The sequence below is a fragment of the Nonomuraea sp. NPDC049684 genome (assembly GCF_044465345.1).
GTDB lineage: Bacteria > Actinomycetota > Actinomycetes > Streptosporangiales > Streptosporangiaceae > Nonomuraea.
Genome location: NZ_JBITLO010000032.1, coordinates 1 through 17,599, shown reverse-complemented (window position 1 = coordinate 17,599; position 17,599 = coordinate 1). Strand labels below are relative to the sequence as shown.

The following is a 17,599-nucleotide window of genomic DNA, read 5'->3' as shown; positions in this document are numbered from 1 at the left end:
GTGCTCGGCCGAGACCAGCGCGGCCAGCTCGTCCCGATGGGCGTACATCAGCTCACGGAACCGGAACAGCACCCGGGCCCGCTTGATCAGCGAGGCGTCGCGCCAGGCGGGGAAGGCCGCGACCGCCGCGGCGACCGCGGCGTCCACGTCGGCGGCCGAGGCCAGCCGCACGTGGCCGCTGACCTCCCCGGTCGCCGGGTTGAAGATCTCCGCCGTGCGGTTGTCGCCGTCGACCGGAGATCCGTTGATCCAGTGCTTGACCGACTTCACTGAGCTGCTGCCTCTGCGTTGATGACTTCGAGTGCGTTGACGATGATCCCCAGGCCCTCGGCGGCCTCCTCCATCGTCAGGGTGAGGGGCGGGGCCATGCGGATGGCGGTGCCGTACAGGCCGCCCTTGCCGGCGAGCAGGCCCGCCTTCTTGGTCTCCTCCATGAACCGGACGGCCTGGGCGGGGCTCTCCAGCTCGACGGCGAACATCAGGCCCTTGCCGCGCACGTCCTTGACGATCGGCAGGCGCGCGGCCGCCTCCTTGAGGCCGCCGATGATGAGATCGCCGGTGCGCGCCGCGTTGGCCTGGAGGTCGTGGTCGAGGACGTAGTCGAGGGTGGCGTTCGCGGCCGCCATGGAGATGGGGTTGCCGCCGAAGGTGGACAGGCCCACGGCGTGCGGGGCGTCCATCAGGTCGCCGCGGGCGACGATGCCGCCGACCGCGAAGCCGTTGCCCAGGCCCTTGGCGAACGTGATCATGTCGGGGGTCACGCCGTGGTTCTGGATGCCGAAGAACGCGCTGCCCGTACGGCCCCAGCCGGTCTGCACCTCGTCGGAGATGAGCAGGATGCCCTGCTCGTCCAGGACCTCCTTGTAGGCGGCGAACAGGCCGTCGGGGGCCATGGTGAAGCCGCCCACGCCCTGGATCGGCTCGGCGATCAGCGCCGCCACGTCGTTGGAGACCGAGGTGGCCAGCACGTGGCGCAGGTCGTCCACGCACGCCTTGATGTAGTCGGCGTCGGACAGGCCCTTGAACTGGGTGAGGTGCCGGTCGGCGCCGTGCAGGAAGTGCACGTTGAGCGGGGAGAGCGAGTTGTTCTTCCACGCCCGGTTGGAGGTGACGCTGACCGCGCCGAAGCTGCGCCCGTGGTAGCTCTGCCGCATGGCGAGCACCTGGTCGGTCTTCCTGGCGTAGGTCGCGAGGAGGAGGGCGGTCTCGTTGGCCTCCGTCCCGGAGTTGGTGAAGAACACCTTTGCGTCGGGGATGCCGGAGAGCCGGGCGATCTTCTCGGCGAGCTCGACCTGGCCGCGCAGCAGGTAGACGGTGCTGGTGTGGACCACGCCGGTGGCGAGCTGGCGCTCGACGGCGTCCCGCACCTCGGGCACGTCGTACCCGATCATGTTGGTCAGGATCCCGGCGAAGAAGTCCAGGTAGCTCTTGCCGTCGGCGTCGATGACACGATTGCCCTTGCCGCTGACGATCTCGATGGGCTCGTTGTAGTTGAGGGCCAGCCAGTTCGGCATCACTGCCCGGTGGCGCGCGAGAAGCTCCGACATGCTACCGAGTATCCCGGTCCCCCGGGCTTCCTGGCAGCGGCAGGCTGTCGGCAGGGGGTCAAATCCCCTTACAAACTGTAAGTCCTCCCCCTAGGGGATCACCCGTGCGCCTGGGGGCGTACGCGCCGGCCCCCCGGTACGCCGCCAGAGGCATCGCGATTGACCACTCGCGGGCGACGACCCGGCGGGGCCCGCTCGGCCACGATCGGACCATCGACGAACCGAGGAGACCGAGATGACCGTCACCATCGACCTGCGCCCCGGGCGCCCCGAGGCGCCCGCCGGGCCGCCCAGGCTCGACCGCGACCAGCTCCGCCGCGCCCAGCAGGACACCCTGGACACCCCGCGGATGGACTACAGCCTGCTGGCCCGGATGATGTTCAAGCCCGTCGACCTCATGTACGGCCGTAAGGGCTCCTACACGAAGTTCGCCATGCTGGAGATCATCGCGCGGGTGCCGTACCAGGCGTGGGAGCGGATGGGCTACTGGGCCGTCCACCGGCACGCCGGACGGTCGGCCCTGGCCAGGAGGGTCTTCGAGCGCATCGTCGAGGCCCGCGCCGACCAGGACAACGAGCAGTGGCACCTGCTGATCATGCAGGACCTGGTGCAGCGCGCCGGGCAGCGGCAGAACTGGCTGCTGCACAAGGCGGCGCCGTGGCTGATCGCGTTCTTCTACTACCACGTGTCCTGGGTGCTGTTCGTGGTCCGGCCGGACTGGAGCTACCGGCTCAACGCCGAGTTCGAGGACCACGCCGAGCACGAGTACATGACGTTCGTGGCCGAGAACCCCGACCTGGACTTCGTGCCCGACCCCGGCACGTACGCCGACGAGTACGGCCGCTACCGCTCGGTGGCCGACCTGCTCCGGCAGATCGGCCACGACGAGCGCATGCACAAGCTCGACAGCCTGGAGAGCATGCGTGAGCCCCGCGTCCGCTAGACCGTGGCCGGCTCGGGGGCCGCGACGGGCGCGGCCGGGCGCAGCACGACCAGCGCGAGCAGCGCGGCGGCGACGCTGAACCCGGCCCCGACCCACGACCCGAAGTGCACGGCCACGGTGAAGGCGCGGTCGGCGGCCTCGCCGAGCCCGACCTGTTCGGCGACCCCGATCGACTCGCGGGCCGCCGCGGGCGCGTCGAGCGGCATCTGCGCGGTGTAGACGCCGGCCAGCACGCTGCCGAGCACCGCGATGCTCATGGCCAGCCCCACCTGCTGCACGGTGTCGTTGAGCGCGGACCCGACGCCCGCGTGCTCCAGCGGGATGGCCCCCATCAGCGAGGCGTAGGCGGAGGGACCGGCCAGGCCGGCTCCCGCCCCCATCAGCACCAGCCCGCCCATCAGCGGCAGGTAGCCGGTGGTGAGCGCCATCACGACGAACCCGACGGCCATGATCAGCAGCCCGGCCGAGATCAGCACCCGGTTGGACACCTTCTTGCCCAGCGCCGCGCCGACGCCGTTGAACACGACGGCCGCCACCGCCTGGGGCAGCATGGCCAGGCCCGCCTGGAGCTCGCCGTAGCCCAGCACGAACTGCAGGTACTGGGTCAGCATGAGCATCACGGCGCCGGCGCCGAACGACATCAGCAGGATCGAGAAGGACGCGCCGCTGAAGTTGCGGTTGCGGAAGAGCTGCAGCGGCAGCATCGGGTGCTCGGCCCGCCGCTCCCAGACGACGAACGCGCCCAGCGCGACCACCGCCACCGCGATGAGGGCCACGTTCCACTCGCGCTCGATGATCACGTAGACGGCCGAGGTCAGGCCGACGATCGAGAGCACGACGCCCACCGGGTCGATCCGCCGCCCGGCGCTGCGGGTCTCGGGCATCAGCGCGAACGCGGCCACGATGGCCAGCGCCGCGATCGGGATGTTGAGCAGGAAGACCGAGCCCCACCAGTAGTGCTCCAGCAGGAAGCCGCCCAGCGTCGGGCCGGCGATCACGCCGAGCATCGCCACGCTTCCCCAGATGGCCATGGCCTTGCGCCGCTCGTCCTCCGCGAAGACGGTCATGAGGATGGACAGCGTCGAGGGCATCAGGATCGAGCCGCCGACCCCCATCAGGGCCCGCGCGCCGATCACCTGCCAGGGCTCGGCGGCCAGCACGGCCAGCAGCGACGCGCCGCCGAAGAAGGCCAGGCCGATGACGAGGAAGCGGCGGCGGCCGTACCGGTCGGACAGGCTGCCGGCGGTCAGCAGGAGGCCGGCGAAGACCAGCACGTAGGCGTCGAGGATCCACTGGATGTCGGACGGCGTCGCGCCCAGCTCCTCGATCAGCGACGGGATCGCCAGGTTCAGCACGGTTCCGTCCACCGTGAGGACCAGCAGCGAGAGGCAGAGCACGACAAGGACCCACCAGCGACGGGGGTCTCGTACAGCGTTCGAGGTCACTCGCACAGCGTACGACAACTCTCGCACACTGTGCGAGAGGATTTATCCTGGGGGCATGACCGGCAAGCAGTTCACCTCCGTCTGGTTTCGCGAGCCGCGCAAGACCGCCACCCCCGGCCGCAGCCGCGAGGAGATCGTCAGAGCCGCCCTGGAGCTGCTCGACGCGGAGGGGATGGCCGGGCTGAGCATGCGCAAGCTCGGCGCGAAGCTGAGCGCCGGCGCCACCAGCCTCTACTGGTACGTCGCCAACAAGGACGAACTGCTCGAACTCGCCTACGACGAGATCTGGGCCGAGATGACCGTCCCCGACGCCGAGGACGTGGGCTGGCGCGACGCCGCCTCCGCCATGGCCTACGGCATGCGCACGGTCATGCTGCGCCACCCCTGGTCGGCCGACCTCCTGGGCCGGGTGCCCGCGCTCGGCCCGCACGCCCTGTCCGCCTCCGACCGCATGCGCAAGGTCTTCAGGGTCGCCGGCTTCCACGGCCTCGACGTCGACTACGCCGTGGCCGCCGTCACCGCCTTCGTCTACGGCATGACCCTGCCCGAGATCGCCTGGGACGCCACCGCGAAGGACTCCGACTACGACGCCGAGGAGATGCGCGGCATGGTCGCCAGGGCCGCGGCCGACTTCCCCGACATGCTGGAGAGCCTGGCCATGGGGGCGTACCAGGATCCGCGGGTCATCCGGGCCACGGCGTTCGACTTCGGGCTCGTGTCGGTGCTCGACGGCCTTGAGCGGCGGCTGGCGACGTAGCAGGATCCGGGGCATGAGCGATTTCCGCGCGGCCCGCGACCTTCTCCTGAGCGCCGACTACCCCACCGCCCGGCGCGACTTCCGCTGGCCGGAGGCCGAGCAGTTCAACTGGGCGCTCGACTGGTTCGACGGGGTGCTGGCCGCCGAGACGCCGCAGGCCGCGGCCCTGACCATCGTGAACCCCGACGGCCGGGTCTCCCACACCTTCGCCGAGTTGTCGGCCCGCTCCAACCAGGTCGCCAACTGGCTGCACGAGCAGGGCGTGCGCCGGGGCGACCGCGTGCTGCTCATGCTGGGCAACCAGACCGAGCTGTGGGAGTCCCTGCTGGCGGCCATGAAGCTCGGGGCGGTGGTCATCCCGGCCACGACCCTGCTGACGGCCAAGGACATCGGCGAACGCCTCGACCGCGGCCAGGTCGCCCACGTGATCGCCAACGCCGCCGACGCGGGCAAGTTCGGCGCCGGCGAGTTCACCAGGATCGCGGTCGGCGACGCGTACGGGTGGCTGCCGTACCACGAGGCGTACGAGGCCGCCGAGCACTTCACCCCCGACGCCCCCACCCTGGCCGGCGACCCCCTGCTGCTCTACTTCACCTCCGGCACGACCTCCCGCCCCAAGCTGGTCGAGCACACCCACGCCTCCTACCCGGCCGGCCACCTGTCCACGATGTTCTGGATCGGCCTGCGCCCCGGCGACGTGCACCTCAACGTCTCCTCCCCCGGCTGGGCCAAGCACGCCTGGAGCAACGTGTTCGCCCCCTGGAACGCCGGGGCGACCGTGCTCATCCACAACTACGAGCGCTTCGCCGCCCGCGCCCTGCTGGAGGTGCTGCGCGACGAGCGGGTCACCACGTTCTGCGCGCCGCCGACCGTGTGGCGGATGCTCATCCAGGAGGACCTGGCGGCCTGGAAGCTGCCGCTGCGCACCGCCGTGGCCGCGGGCGAGCCGCTCAACCCGGAGATCATCGACCAGGTCGCCAAGGCGTGGGGCATCACCATCCGCGACGGCTACGGCCAGACCGAGACCACCGCCCAGATCGGCAACGTGCCGGACGAGCCGATCAAGCCCGGATCGATGGGACGCCCCCTGCCCGGCTACGACATCGTGCTCATCGACCCCGTCACCGGCGAGCCAGGCGACGACGGCGAGATCTGCCTGCCGCTCGACCCCCGCCCCCTGGGCCTGATGGCCGGGTACGTCGGCGGCTCCGCCGAGGCCATGCGCGACGGCTTCTACCACACCGGCGACGTCGCCACCCGCGACCAGGACGGCTACATCACCTACGTCGGCCGGACCGACGACGTCTTCAAGGCCTCCGACTACCGCATCTCGCCGTTCGAGCTGGAGAGCGTGCTGCTGGAGCATCCCGCGGTGGCCGAGGCCGCCGTCGTGCCCGCCCCCGACCCGGTGCGCCTGGCGGTGCCGAAGGCGTACGTGATGCTGGCCCCCGGGTTCGAGGCCGGCGCCGAGACCGCGCGGTCGATCTTCGAGCACTGCCGCCGGGAGCTGGCGCCGTACAAGCGGGTGCGCCGGCTGGAGTTCGCCGAGCTGCCCAAGACGATCTCGGGCAAGATCCGGCGGGTGGAGTTGCGGGTGCGCGAACCCCGAGGTGAGTACCGCGAGGAGGAGTTCAATCTGTGACAGTGTGTATATGGCTGTATGACCGTTCTTACAGGTTGATCGGCTAGGCTCGCCCCGTGCTACCCACCATCGCCGACGTCCTCGCCCTGGAGACCGTGCGCCGGGGCGGCCCGCGCGTGGTCGCGGGCGCCGACCGGCTCGACACCAAGGTGCGGTGGGTGCACGTCGGCGAGATCGCCGACATCGCCCATCTGCTGCGCGGCGGCGAGCTGGTGCTCACCACGGGCGTCGCGCTGCCCGACGACCCGGAGAAGCTCGCCGACTACGTGGGCGAGCTCGCCTCCGTGGGGGCCTCCGGGCTGATCGTGGAGCTGGGACGCAGGTTCCTGCGCGAGCTGCCGCGGGCGGTGGTCAAGTCCGCCGAGGAGCACGGGCTGCCGGTCATCGTGCTGGCCCGCGAGACGCCGTTCGTGCAGATCACCGAATCGGTGCACGCCCGGATCATCGACATCCAGCTTGAGGAGCTGCGCGCCTCCGAGCAGTTGCACGAGGTGTTCACCGAGCTGTCGGTCGAGGGCGCCTCGCCCGCCGAGGTGCTCACCCAGGTCGCCCGGCTGTCCGGCCGCCCGGTGCTGCTGGAGAACCTCGCCCACCAGGTGCTGGCCTGCGAGTCCGCGGGCCGCGACGCCGGAGCGCTGCTGGCCGGCTGGGAGACCAGGTCGCGGGGCGTGGCCCCGGCCGAGCGCACGGCCTACGACCCCGCCTCCGGCTGGCTGGTCACCACCGTCGGCGCGCGCGGCCAGGACTGGGGGCGGCTGATCCTGATCTGCGAGACGCCCCCGACCCCGCGCGACATGGTGATGGCCGAACGCGCCGCCACCACGCTCGCCCTCGGCCGCCTGCTCGAACGCCACCAGGAGTCCCTGGAACGCCAGGCCCACGGCACGATCATCACCGGCATCCTGACCCACGCCTACGCCGACCCCGACGAGGCCGCCGCCCGCGCCCGCGCGGTCGGCGTGCCGCTGACCGGGCGCAAGCTGATCAGCGTCGTCATCAGGCCGACCGAGCCGGTCGACCAGGCGCTCGACGGCCAGGCGCAGCTCGGCGAGCTGGCCGAGGCCACCGCCGCCGCCTGCCGCGACGCCCGCCTGCCCGCCCTGGTGGGCGCGCTCGACCAGGAGCGGGTCGGCGTCCTGCTGCCGCTGCCGCCGCGTACCGGCGCCGAGCCCGCGCTGACCGCGCTCGCCGAGCGGCTGCGCATGCTGTGGCGGCCCGGCTCGGCGTTCGTGCTGGCCGCGGGGTCGGTGGTGGAGTCCATCCGGGACGTACGGCGCAGCTTCCTCGAAGCCGAGCAGGTCGCCGACGTGGCCGTGCGCCAGCCGGACGGCCGCGCCTTCTACCGCCTGCCCGACCTGCGCCTGCGCGGCCTGCTGCACCTGCTGCGCGACGACGCGCGGCTGCAGACGTTCGCCGAGCGCGAGCTGGGCCCGCTGCTGGCGCACGACGCCCAGCGCGGCGGCGACCTCACCCGGATCCTGCGCACCTACCTCGACGCGGGCCGCAACAAGGCCGTGGCCGCCCAGAAGGCCCACCTGTCCAGGCCCGCCTTCTACGACCGTCTGCGCCGCCTCGAACGCATCCTCGACACCGACCTCGACGACGTCGAGTCATGCCTGTCACTGCACGTCGCGCTGCTGGCGCTGGAGTCGTTCCGCAGGGAGAACCGTTGAGAGCTCGTGATCACGGCATCGTCGTCGGCACCGGCGTCCCCGGTCCGCTGAACGCGATCACCGACGTGCCCGGCGTGCTCGTCGGCCACACCACGCTGACCGAGGGCACCGCCCGTACGGGGGTCACCGTCGTCCGCCCCGGCCCCGGCCCGGCCTACGACTCCCCCGTCTACGCCGGCTACCACTGGCTCAACGGCAACGGCGAGATGACCGGCCTGCCCTACCTGGACGACTTCGGCCTGCTGCACTCGCCCATCGGGCTGACCAACACCTTCTCCGTCGGCGTGGTGCGCGACGCGCTGGTGTCCCTGGAGATCGGTGGCCGGGGCGGGAGCGCGTGGTCGCTGCCGGTGGTCGCCGAGACGTGGGACGGCCGGCTCAACGACATCGACGCCCGGCACGTCCGCCAGGAGCACGTCGAACGGGCCTACCACGGCGCCTCGGCGGGCCCGGTGCCCGAGGGTTCGGTCGGCGGCGGCACCGGCATGATGTGCCACGGCTTCAAGGGCGGCATCGGCACCGCGTCCCGCGTGACCGGCGACTACACGGTCGGCGTGCTCGTGCAGGCCAACCACGGCAGCCGCGACCGGCTCACCGTCAACGGCCGCCCGATCGTCATGGACGACGTCCCCCGCCCCGGCGGCCCCGAGGGCGCGGGATCGATCATCGTCGTGGTCGCCACGGACGCGCCGCTCCTCCCCCACCAGTGCCGCAAGCTCGCCCGGCGCGCCGGCCTCGGCGTGGCCAGGACGGGCGGCGCCGGCGAGAACGGCAGCGGCGACGGCTTCGTCTGCTTCGCCACCGGCAACCGCGGCCTGCCCTCCAACGCCCTCGACGACGAGGGCTCCGGCGTGTTCGAGGTGCGGGTGCTGGCCGACGCCCGTCTCGACCCGCTTTTCCACGCCGTGATCGAGGCCACGGAGGAGGCCATCGTCAACGCGCTGGTCGCCGCCGATACGATGACCGGCGCGAACGGCTTCACCGCCTACGCACTCGACGGCGCCCGCCTCGCCGACCTGGTGAAATGAGCAACATGTCTGACGTCCTGATGCCCGACCTCGAAGACCTCGGCCGCATGATCGCGACCGCCGGCGCGTTCGCCGTGCCCGTGCACGACGTGCGGCTGACCCCCGACGAGCTCGACCCCGAGCAGATCGTCGCCGGCGACCCGGCCACGTCGTCGCTGGAGCTCGGCGACGGCAGGGGCATCTGGGAGATCACCCCGGGCGTCGTCACCGACGTCGAGACCGACGAGATCTTCGTGGTGCTGTCCGGCCGCGCCACGATCGCCGTCGAGGGCGGCACCACCATCGAGGTCGGCCCCGGCGACGTGTGCCTGCTGGCCGAGGGCGCGCGGACGACGTGGATCGTGCACGAGACGCTGCGCAAGGTGTACCAGTCCCGGCAGTCCGGGCAACCCGGCTAGAACCCCATCGCCGCTCGCACCTCCGCCAGCGTGCGGACCGCCCGCTCCCGGGCCCGCTCGTTGCCCTCCGCCAGCACCTGACGGACGTCGGCCTCGGTGTGCTCGCGCCGCCGCCGCCTGATCGGGCGCAGGAACTCGTTGACCGCCTCGGTGGTCAGCGCCTTGAGCGCGGCGGCCCCGCCGTCGCCGATCTCGTCGGCGATCTCCCGGGGCGGGCGGCCGAGGCAGAGCCCGGCCAGCGTGAGCAGGTTCGCGACGCCGGGCCGGTGCACCTCGTCGAAGGTGATCAGGCGGTCGGAGTCGGTGCGGGCCTTGCGGATGAGGGCGGCGGTCTCGTCCTCGGTGGCCGCCAGGGCGATGGCGTTGCCGCGGCTCTTGCTCATCTTGCCGCCGTCCAGGCCCATGAGCAGCGGACGCTCGCCCAACATGGCCTCGGGCAGCGGGAAGACCTCGCCGTACCGCTCGTTGAAGCGCCGCGCGACCAGCCGCGCCACCTCCACGTGCGGGAGCTGGTCGCGGCCCACGGGCACCAGCGTGCCCTTGCAGAACAGGATGTCGGCGGCCTGGTGCACCGGATAGGTGAACAGCAGGCCGCTGACCGCGCGCCGGGCGCTGTGCGCGATCTCGTCCTTCACCGTCGGGTTGCGGCTCAGCTCCGCCACCGACACCAGGCTCAGGAACGGCAGCAGGAGCTGGTTCAGCTCCGGGATCGCGCTGTGCTGGAAGATCGTGACCTTGCCCGGGTCGAGGCCGACGGCCAGGTAGTCGAGGAGCACCTCGGTGATGTTGCGCTGGATCTCGCCGGGCAGGTCGCGGTCGGTGATCACCTGGTAGTCGGCGATCAGCACGTACGTCCGGTAACGGTCCTGCAGCTCCACGCGGTTGGCGAGGGTGCCGAAATAGTGGCCCAGATGCAGGCGTCCGGTCGGACGGTCGCCGGTCAGGACGACGTCGTCGTTCACGATGGGTCTCTCCTTCAGGTGTGCCGCCTGAGGGGAGCCCGCACGCTCGGAAAGGACCGCCACCAGGACGGCCCAGCATGGGAAATCAGCGGCCGTCTGCCGGCCGCCACCACATGCTGATACGGGTCATAGCTCAATGTTATCTGGGCTGGGTGTCAATCTCGTAACCTCTTGAGCAGTTTGGCGCGTTCGGCTGACTCCGGGACCTTGATCTCGTCAGGATGGTTCGGTCCCTTTTCCGCCCTCTGGAGAGTTCATGTCTCGACGCACCCTCGCCGGCGGCCTGGCCATAGCCGCCACGATCACCGTCACCACGCTGCCCGCCTCGGCGGCGCAGCTCTCGGTGAAGTTCCCGTCGGCCGGCTTCCCGCTGGGCGCCCGGCCTGCCGCCACCAAGACGCTGACCGCCGTGACGCAGGGCATCGACCTGTACGACGTGAAGGCGGGCAGCTCCACCGACGGCTACACGGTGACCGTGCTCATGCCGAGCGGCCGCGACTACGGCGCGCTGGAGACCGCCCAGGCCAAGGTCGCCGAGGTCGAGGCGGCCGGGGAGGCGCCGAGCCTGCAGAAGGTGGTCCGGCCGAGCGTGGCCGACGCGCCCTCCCAGACCGTCTACATGGTCCGCGTGGGCCTGTGGTCGTTCAAGGACAAGGCCAAGGCCGACGAGACCGCCAAGGCGCTCAAGGAGGCCGGGCTGAAGGTCAAGGTCGACTACCTCGGCGACGACGGCCTGAAGACCACCGGCCCGTGGGACGCCAAGGTCGTCATGATCGACTCCCGGACGTTCCGCGGCTCGTACGCCGCCTCCCTCGGCGCCAGCGTCGCCGCGCGCGAGACGGTCTCCTCGATGGCCAAGGCGCGCAACGCGGTGGTCGGCGTCAACGGCGGCTTCTTCAACATCCACACCGCCAAGAACCTGCGCGGCGAACCCGTCGGCGCCTCCGTGGTGGCCGGCCGCCTGCTCAGCGAGGCCGTGCCGGGCCGCTCCGCCGTGGTGCTCCAGGGCCGCAGCGTGCGCATCACCGAGCTGAAGACCGCCGTCACCGCCGTCTCCCAGGACGGCGACAAGCTCGTCGTCAACGGCGTCAACCGCGCCGCCGCCACGGACGAGGCCGTGCTCTACACCGAGGAGTACGGCGCCAAGACCCCGACCGGCGGCACCGACATCGTCCTCGACGCCAATGGCAAGGCGGTCACCGTACGCGCGAGCGGCGCCGCCGTGGCCAAGGGCACCCAGGTGCTGCACGGCCAGGGCGCCGCCGCCGAATGGCTCGACGAGCACGCCTGGGAAGGCTGGACGGTCAGGATCGACACGAAGGTCACCGACCTGCGCACCGGCAAGACCCTCAAGCTGACCCCCGACCTGAACGTGATCGCCGGCGGCGTCGGCCTGGTGCGCAACGGCCACGTGAAGATCACCGCCAAGCGCGACGGCCACGACTCCGTGAACATGATCCTGCGCCGCCACCCGCGCACCCTCCTCGGCGTCACCAGGAACGGCAGCCTCATCCTGGCCACCATCGACGGCCGCCAGCCCGGCGTGACCATCGGCGCCAACTTCCACGAGGCCGCCCAGTTCATGCGCTGGCTCGGCGCGGTCCAGGCCATCAACCTGGACGGCGGCGGCTCGACCGCGATGGTGGTGTCGAACAAGCTGGTCAACCGGCCCTCGGACGGCGTGGAGCGCGGCGTCGGCGACGCCCTCCTCGTCCTTCCCCAGTAGCCGCCGGGGCGCGAGGGGCAGGCTCGCCCCCTCCGCCCCGGCTCCCCTCTCAAGCACCGCCCCACGGCAGCGGCCCGGTCCCGCCGGGCACCGCCCCACGCCAGCGGCCCGGTCCCGCCAGGCACCCCCCAACCGCCTAGGCTCTCCCTCCGCCTTGCCCCCACTGCCCCAGCTGTTCTCTCCGCCGGGCATCCCATCCCACCCCCCCGTAGGCGGGCGCGGGCCACGTCTCCTGGCCCGGACTTCACGGGCGGGCGTGGGCCGTCCAGTGGGCGAGTTGTTCCCTGGTCGTCACCGTGGCCGGATGCCCGGCCCCCAGCACACGAGTCCGGACCGGCAGCAGCGCCGCGCAGAGATCGCGAGCCCCCGCCGCGTCCCCCGCCATCCCCGTCCAGTACGCCAGGTTGGCCCTGGCGGTCAGGGTGTCCGGATGCTCGGCCCCCTGCACCCGCGCCCGTACCGGCACCAACGCCGCATACTGATCCCGCGCCGCGGCCGCCTCCCCCAGCTCCCCCGTCCACCGCGCCAGCTCGTGCCGGATCGTCAACGTGTCCGGATGGTCCGGCCCGAGAATGCGCTCCCGGACCGGAAGCAGCGCCGCGTACAGGTCACGGGCGGCCGCCGCGTCCCCCGCCTTCCCCGTCCACTGAGCCAGGCTGGCCTTGGCGGTGAGCGTGTCCGGATGCTCCGGTCCCTGCACCCGCTCCCGTACCGGCACCAACGCCGCGAACTGATCCCGCGCGGCAGCCGCCTCCCCCAGCTCCCCCGTCCACCGCGCCAGCTCGTGCCGGACGGTCAACGTGTCCGGATGATGCGGCCCCGACACCCGCTCCCGTACCAGGAGCAACGCCGCGTACTGGTCGCGGGCGGCCAGCGCGTCCCCCAGCTCGCCGGTCCACCGGGCCAGCTCGTGCCGGTTGATCAGCGTCGAGGGATGCTCGGGCCCCTGCACCCGCTCCCGTACCGGCAGCAGCGCCGCGTACTGGTCGCGGGCCGCGGCCGCGTCCCCGGCCTGCCCGGTCCACTGGGCCAGGTTGGCCTGCGTGGTCAGGGTGTCCGGGTGCTCGGGCCCCGACACCCACTGCCGGACGGGCAGCAGCGCCGCGTACTGGTCCCGGGCGGCCACCGGATCGCCGGCCCGTCCCGTCCACTGGGCCAGGTTGTGCCGGGTCGTCAGGGTGTGCGGGTGTTCGGGGCCGAGCACCCGTTCGTAGACGGGCAGCAGCTCCAGGTACTGGTCACGCGCCGCCGCCGGGTCGCCCGCCTCGCCCGTCCAGAGCGCCAGCTCGTGCCGGGCGGTCAGCGTGGCGACCGCCTCCGGGCCGAGCGCCGCCGCGAGCGCGTCGGCGATCTCCTGGAACAACGACCTCGCCGTACGGTAGTCGCCGCTGGCCCCCAGATACTGGGCCGTCTTGTCCATGCCGGGCGAGGTCGGCCCGAGCACCGTCCGGATGTGCGGCAGCAGCCTGGCGTACCGCGCCCACCGCGCCTTCTGCCCCGGATTGTCGGGCAGCACGGCCTCCACCAGCACCGCCGCCACCTTCCGCCACCGGCGCTGCGCGCGCAGCGGAAGCTGGTCGAGCGTGACGGCCTGCACCAGCCGGTGCACCGTGACCGTCCCGTCCACGGGCGGCCCGATCAGGCTGTGCCCGCGCAACGCGCTCAGCGCCGCGTTGATCCTCAATGTGTCCCGCGGCAGCGCCCGCATCATCAGCAGCACGCTGGGATGCACGTCACGCAGCACCCGCGTGCGCGGCCCTGGGATGCGCCCGTAGGCCCGCCGCCGCTGCACGTCCGCCCGGAACAGCTCCCGCGGCGCCCACCGCGCCAGCGGCGAGAGCAGCAGATGGTACGGGATCGCCTCGTGCGCGTAGCAGGACAGCAGCCGCAGCAGCGCGATGGCCTGCGGACTCGTCCTTGCCAGCCGACGGAACGCGAACTGCCACGTGGAGGCCACCCGCTCGCGATACCCCCACGCCTGCCCCTGCGCCAGCAACTCGGCACGCTGGTGATGCAGCAGATCCAGGTACTCCGACAGCTCCAGCCCCGTCTCCGACATGTAGGCCGCGGCCTGCTCCAGCGCCAGCGGCAGCGCGCCGAGCTCCGCCACCACGGCCGCCGCCGCCACGGCGTCGTCCTGCCCCGTGCTCGCCAGCAGCAGCAGCGCCGCCGACTCCAGGTCGAGCACCGGCAGCTCCAGCCCGCGATCCCGCGGCCAGCTCCCGGACCTGCTCGTGATCAGCACGTGCCCCGGCCCCGCCGGCGGCAGCACGGCCCGCACCGCCTCGGCCTCCGGCACGTTGTCGAAGATCAACAACCAGGGTTCGGTACGCGCCGCCAGCGCGGCGTGCACCTGGTCGACCGGGTCCGCCGCGTTCGCGCCCAGCTCCCGTAGACCCATGAGCGCCGCCAACCGGGCGAACGCCGCCGACAACACCGCAGGATCGGCCGCCGGCAACTGCCAGACGAGCTCGTAGTCGTGCTGGTGGCGATAGGCGTACTCCAGCGCGAGGCTCGTCTTGCCCACGCCGCCCAGCCCGTGCACGGCCACCACCGCCGGCCGCACCTCGCTCGCCAGCAGCCGCTCCCGCAGCTCCGCCACGGCCTCGTCCCGCCCGACGAGCCGCGGCGGCCGCGGCGCAAGCTGCACCGGCCGCGTCGCCACCTGGGGCCGCGCCGGCAGATGCACGTCCCCGATGACCTCGACATGCCCCCCGGTGACCGCCGTGGACCTGTCGCCGGTCATGGCCAGCCCGGACTCCTGCCGCCCGACCACGATCGACCGCTGCCCCTCGCCTCTCCCGATCACACCACCAGCAGCCCCACCGACCGCCCCACCGTCAGCCGCACCCGGACCGCCGCCATCACCGGCGCCCCGCGGCCCACCATCGCGCCCGCCATCGGCCCCATCCGCACCGGCCCCTGTACCACCAGCACCCTGACCAGCCCGTCCGGCCCCCGCGCCCCCCGAACTGCCTTCGCCACCACCGGTGGGCGTCATGGCCGCCCGGAGCTGCGCCCACAACCCGACCCCGGCGATGAACAACCCCGCGACACCCACGAACATGCTGACGACGCTGGCCCGCTTGTCCAGCATCTCCAGCTGTAACGGCTCGGCGAAGAACCCCACGACCCCCGCGGCCACCAACCCGACGGAGATCGACGCGAACGTCCACGCCAGCAGCCGACGGCTCCGACGCGCTGACTGCTTGGAACGGGGAGAAGCGGTCACTCTAATAGAGTTACCCGATTACGCTCGGTATCCTATCGAGATTGTCAGGACCATGAACAACCTCTGACCTTGCCCGACCGCCACCCGGCGCCCGACATCACCGATCACCACCCCGAGCCCCGACCCGCCCCTCAGCCCCAAAACCCCGGCACCACACCACCCGCCGGCTACCTCGCCACACATCCACTCCGGACCAGCCCGCGCCCTGCCCGACGGTGACCGAGACACCCAGCTCGCCCAGCAAGCCCGCCGCGCGGCCGTCCTTCTGCTGAATCTCAACCTTCCGACTCCATCGGCGGCGGCTCGACGAGGTGATGAAGGATCCGCTGCCGCATCGACCGGCGCCCCAACGCCCGCCGCACCTCCTCCACCACCGCCGTCATCGCGTACGGGAGCTCGCCGTCCAGCTCGGCGACCGTCTGGTGGGTGGCACGCCACTCCGCCTCCAGGAACGGCACCAGCGACCGACCGCGCTCGGTCAGGTCGATGCGGCGGGTACGGGCATCGGGCCCCGGCTCGGAGGTGACGAGCCCTTCCTTGCGCATGGCGGCGACGGTCTGGCTGATCGCAGAGTGCGAACGGTTCAGGGACTTCGCTAGCTCGCGAATGGTCAACGGCCCTGTGTGGGCGAGCCGGATGAGCGGATAGGCGAACCGGGTGCGCACCCCGTCGAGGCCACGCTCCAGGTAGACCTGTTCGATCTCAGCGTCCATGGCCGCCAGAAGCTCGTGCAGCGAGTGCCAGGGGTCGGGCGTCGCGGTGGGATCCAAAGATGTCACAGTGCTAATATAACAGCGCTGGAATAACTACTTGGCCTGTATGGAACCGCACAGTGCCCCAGCGCACCCCACCCCTCCAACAGCAGGAGCCCCCTTGTACCCCTCGATCGAACCGTACGAGCACGGCATGCTCGACGTCGGCGACGGCAACCTCATCTACTGGGAGGTCTGCGGCAACCCCGACGGCAAGCCCGCGGTCGTCGTGCACGGCGGGCCCGGCTCTGGCTGTTCGACCGGCTCCCGCCGCAGGTTCGACCCGGACCGTTTCCGCATCGTCCTGTTCGACCAGCGCAACTGCGGCCGCAGCCGCCCGCACGCCGCCGACCCGGCCACCGACCTGACCGCCAACACCACCCCCAACCTGATCGCCGACATGGAACTGCTGCGCGAACACCTCGGCATCGACCGATGGCTGCTGTACGGCGGTTCGTGGGGTTCGACCCTGATCCTGGCCTACGCCGAGGCCCACCCGGAGCGGGTATCTGAAATCGTCATCCCCGCGGTCACCATGACCCGCCGCTCCGAGATCGACTGGCTCTACCGGGGCGTCGGCAGGTTCTTCCCGGAAGCACATGAACGGTTCGTCCAGGGCGTCCCCGACGCCGACAACGACGGCGACGTGTTCAAGCTACTGGCGGCGTACTCCCGCCTGCTGGCCGACCCCGACCCGCAGGTACGAGCGAAAGCCGCCCACGACTGGATCACCTGGGAGGACGCGGTGATCTCCCAGGAGACCAACGGCACCCCCGACGCCTACAGCAACCGTCCGGACGACGCCATCATGGCCATGACCCGCATCTGCGCCCACTACTTCGCCAACGCCGCTTGGCTGGACGAGGACGTACTCCTACGCAACGCGCACCGGCTGGCCGGCATCCCCGGCGTCCTGATCCACGGCCGCCTGGACATGGGCAGCCCTCTCCAGACAGCCTGGGAACTGACCAAGCTCTGGCCCGACGCCGACCTGCACGTGGTGGCGGACTCCGGCCACACCGGCAGCCAAACCCTCACCAACGTCCTGAACGAAGCCATCGAAACCTTCTCACCCCCCAAACACCGCTGACCCCCACCGGTCAGCCTCAGCGGAGTTCACCCATAACGAGGGATGTTGACGGCCGGCCCCCAAGAACAGACCGCAACCCCCTCCTCATCGCATCGCACGCAAGAACCGACGACCGACTCAGATGCGGACCGGGCCCAGGAAGCGCGCCGAACCCACCCCCGGATCGCATCCAAGCCCCGGCCATCCTGAATTACCCCGGAAATGCAAGAAGGGCCCCGACCGCAGCCGGAGCCCTCCCAAACACAGAAAAGGCCCCGACCGAAGTCGAAGCCCACACAAACGCGAAGAGGCCCCACACAATACGTGTGAGGCCTCTTCGAAAGATTGTCCGGCGGTGACCTACTCTCCCACACCCTCCCGAGTGCAGTACCATCGGCGCAGAGAAGCTTAACTTCCGGGTTCGG

15 protein-coding genes and 1 rRNA gene are annotated in these 17,599 nt (G+C 71.5%); 8 read left to right on the top strand and 8 right to left on the bottom strand.

Going from position 1 to position 17,599, the window contains the following annotated elements; all coding sequences use genetic code 11:
- A partial coding sequence (locus ACIBST_RS48845; RefSeq protein WP_397180287.1) for an aldehyde dehydrogenase family protein occupies positions 1-270 on the bottom strand: 270 nt, incomplete at its 3' end.
- Positions 267-1,547, bottom strand: coding sequence for an aspartate aminotransferase family protein (locus ACIBST_RS48840; protein WP_397180286.1), 1,281 nt, complete (start codon positions 1,545-1,547; stop codon positions 267-269). The genes ACIBST_RS48845 and ACIBST_RS48840, both read right to left, overlap by 4 nt.
- 235 nt (positions 1,548-1,782) lie before the next feature.
- Here ACIBST_RS48840 and ACIBST_RS48835 point away from each other — a divergent pair, with 235 nt between their 5' ends.
- A complete protein-coding gene (locus ACIBST_RS48835; RefSeq protein WP_397180285.1) occupies positions 1,783-2,490 on the top strand; it encodes an alternative oxidase in 708 nt (235 codons plus the stop codon).
- On the opposite strand, the gene ACIBST_RS48830 is transcribed toward ACIBST_RS48835, so the two are convergent.
- Entirely contained in the window at positions 2,487-3,887 is a 1,401-nt protein-coding gene (locus ACIBST_RS48830; RefSeq protein ID WP_397180284.1) for an MFS transporter, read from the bottom strand. The two genes, ACIBST_RS48835 and ACIBST_RS48830, sit on opposite strands and share 4 nt — an antisense overlap.
- 103 nt (positions 3,888-3,990) lie before the next feature.
- Here ACIBST_RS48830 and ACIBST_RS48825 point away from each other — a divergent pair, with 103 nt between their 5' ends.
- Genes ACIBST_RS48825 through ACIBST_RS48805 form a run of 5 tightly spaced genes read left to right on the top strand, consistent with a single transcriptional unit; the run spans position 3,991 to position 9,433 of the window.
- Positions 3,991-4,692: a TetR/AcrR family transcriptional regulator C-terminal domain-containing protein gene (locus ACIBST_RS48825; protein WP_397180283.1), complete on the top strand. Its 702-nt coding sequence runs from the start codon at positions 3,991-3,993 to the stop codon at positions 4,690-4,692.
- 13 nt (positions 4,693-4,705) lie between these two features.
- Entirely contained in the window at positions 4,706-6,334 is a 1,629-nt protein-coding gene (locus ACIBST_RS48820; RefSeq protein ID WP_397180282.1) for an AMP-binding protein, read from the top strand.
- 56 nt (positions 6,335-6,390) lie between these two features.
- Positions 6,391-8,007: a PucR family transcriptional regulator gene (locus ACIBST_RS48815; RefSeq protein WP_397180281.1), complete on the top strand. Its 1,617-nt coding sequence runs from the start codon at positions 6,391-6,393 to the stop codon at positions 8,005-8,007.
- Positions 8,004-9,035, top strand: coding sequence for a P1 family peptidase (locus tag ACIBST_RS48810; protein ID WP_397180280.1), 1,032 nt, complete (start codon positions 8,004-8,006; stop codon positions 9,033-9,035). Before ACIBST_RS48815 ends, ACIBST_RS48810 begins: the two co-directional genes overlap by 4 nt.
- Before the next feature lie 5 nt (positions 9,036-9,040).
- Positions 9,041-9,433 (top strand): cupin domain-containing protein, encoded by a 393-nt coding sequence (locus ACIBST_RS48805; protein WP_397180279.1) that lies wholly within the window; start codon positions 9,041-9,043, stop codon positions 9,431-9,433.
- Here the strand turns inward: ACIBST_RS48805 and trpS are convergent.
- Complete coding sequence (gene trpS / locus ACIBST_RS48800) at positions 9,430-10,395, bottom strand: tryptophan--tRNA ligase (RefSeq protein WP_397180278.1); 966 nt, start codon at positions 10,393-10,395, stop codon at positions 9,430-9,432. The genes ACIBST_RS48805 and trpS overlap by 4 nt on opposite strands.
- 256 nt (positions 10,396-10,651) lie before the next feature.
- On the opposite strand from trpS, the gene ACIBST_RS48795 reads away from it, so the two are divergent.
- Positions 10,652-12,121, top strand: coding sequence for a phosphodiester glycosidase family protein (locus ACIBST_RS48795; protein ID WP_397180277.1), 1,470 nt, complete (start codon positions 10,652-10,654; stop codon positions 12,119-12,121).
- Between the two features lie 244 nt (positions 12,122-12,365).
- On the opposite strand, the gene fxsT is transcribed toward ACIBST_RS48795, so the two are convergent.
- The 3 genes from fxsT to ACIBST_RS48780 all read right to left on the bottom strand — a co-directional run bounded on the left by fxsT (position 12,366) and on the right by ACIBST_RS48780 (position 16,132).
- Positions 12,366-14,930: an FxSxx-COOH system tetratricopeptide repeat protein gene (gene fxsT / locus ACIBST_RS48790; protein WP_397180276.1), complete on the bottom strand. Its 2,565-nt coding sequence runs from the start codon at positions 14,928-14,930 to the stop codon at positions 12,366-12,368.
- Complete coding sequence (locus ACIBST_RS48785; RefSeq protein WP_397180275.1) at positions 14,927-15,106, bottom strand: hypothetical protein; 180 nt, start codon at positions 15,104-15,106, stop codon at positions 14,927-14,929. The genes fxsT and ACIBST_RS48785 overlap by 4 nt, the downstream gene beginning before the upstream one ends.
- A gap of 522 nt (positions 15,107-15,628) precedes the next feature.
- The gene (locus tag ACIBST_RS48780; protein ID WP_397180274.1) at positions 15,629-16,132 is read right to left on the bottom strand and encodes a MarR family winged helix-turn-helix transcriptional regulator; all 504 of its coding nucleotides are present in this window, start codon (positions 16,130-16,132) and stop codon (positions 15,629-15,631) included.
- Positions 16,133-16,226: 94 nt separating this feature from the next.
- Here ACIBST_RS48780 and pip point away from each other — a divergent pair, with 94 nt between their 5' ends.
- Positions 16,227-17,195 carry a prolyl aminopeptidase gene (gene pip / locus ACIBST_RS48775; RefSeq protein WP_397180273.1) on the top strand — a complete coding sequence of 323 codons (969 nt, stop codon included), beginning with the start codon at positions 16,227-16,229 and terminating at the stop codon, positions 17,193-17,195.
- 326 nt (positions 17,196-17,521) lie between these two features.
- On the opposite strand, the gene rrf is transcribed toward pip, so the two are convergent.
- Positions 17,522-17,599 (bottom strand): 5S ribosomal RNA (rrf, locus tag ACIBST_RS48770); the annotation flags it as partial.

Coding starts and splice junctions, on each gene's coding strand:
- ACIBST_RS48805 (WP_397180279.1), top strand. CDS start 9,041: ATGTCTGACGTCCTGATGCCCGACCTCGAAGACCTCGGCCGCATGATC.
- ACIBST_RS48795 (WP_397180277.1), top strand. CDS start 10,652: ATGTCTCGACGCACCCTCGCCGGCGGCCTGGCCATAGCCGCCACGATC.
- ACIBST_RS48825 (WP_397180283.1), top strand. CDS start 3,991: ATGACCGGCAAGCAGTTCACCTCCGTCTGGTTTCGCGAGCCGCGCAAG.
- ACIBST_RS48835 (WP_397180285.1), top strand. CDS start 1,783: ATGACCGTCACCATCGACCTGCGCCCCGGGCGCCCCGAGGCGCCCGCC.
- ACIBST_RS48820 (WP_397180282.1), top strand. CDS start 4,706: ATGAGCGATTTCCGCGCGGCCCGCGACCTTCTCCTGAGCGCCGACTAC.
- ACIBST_RS48840 (WP_397180286.1), bottom strand. CDS start 1,547: ATGTCGGAGCTTCTCGCGCGCCACCGGGCAGTGATGCCGAACTGGCTG.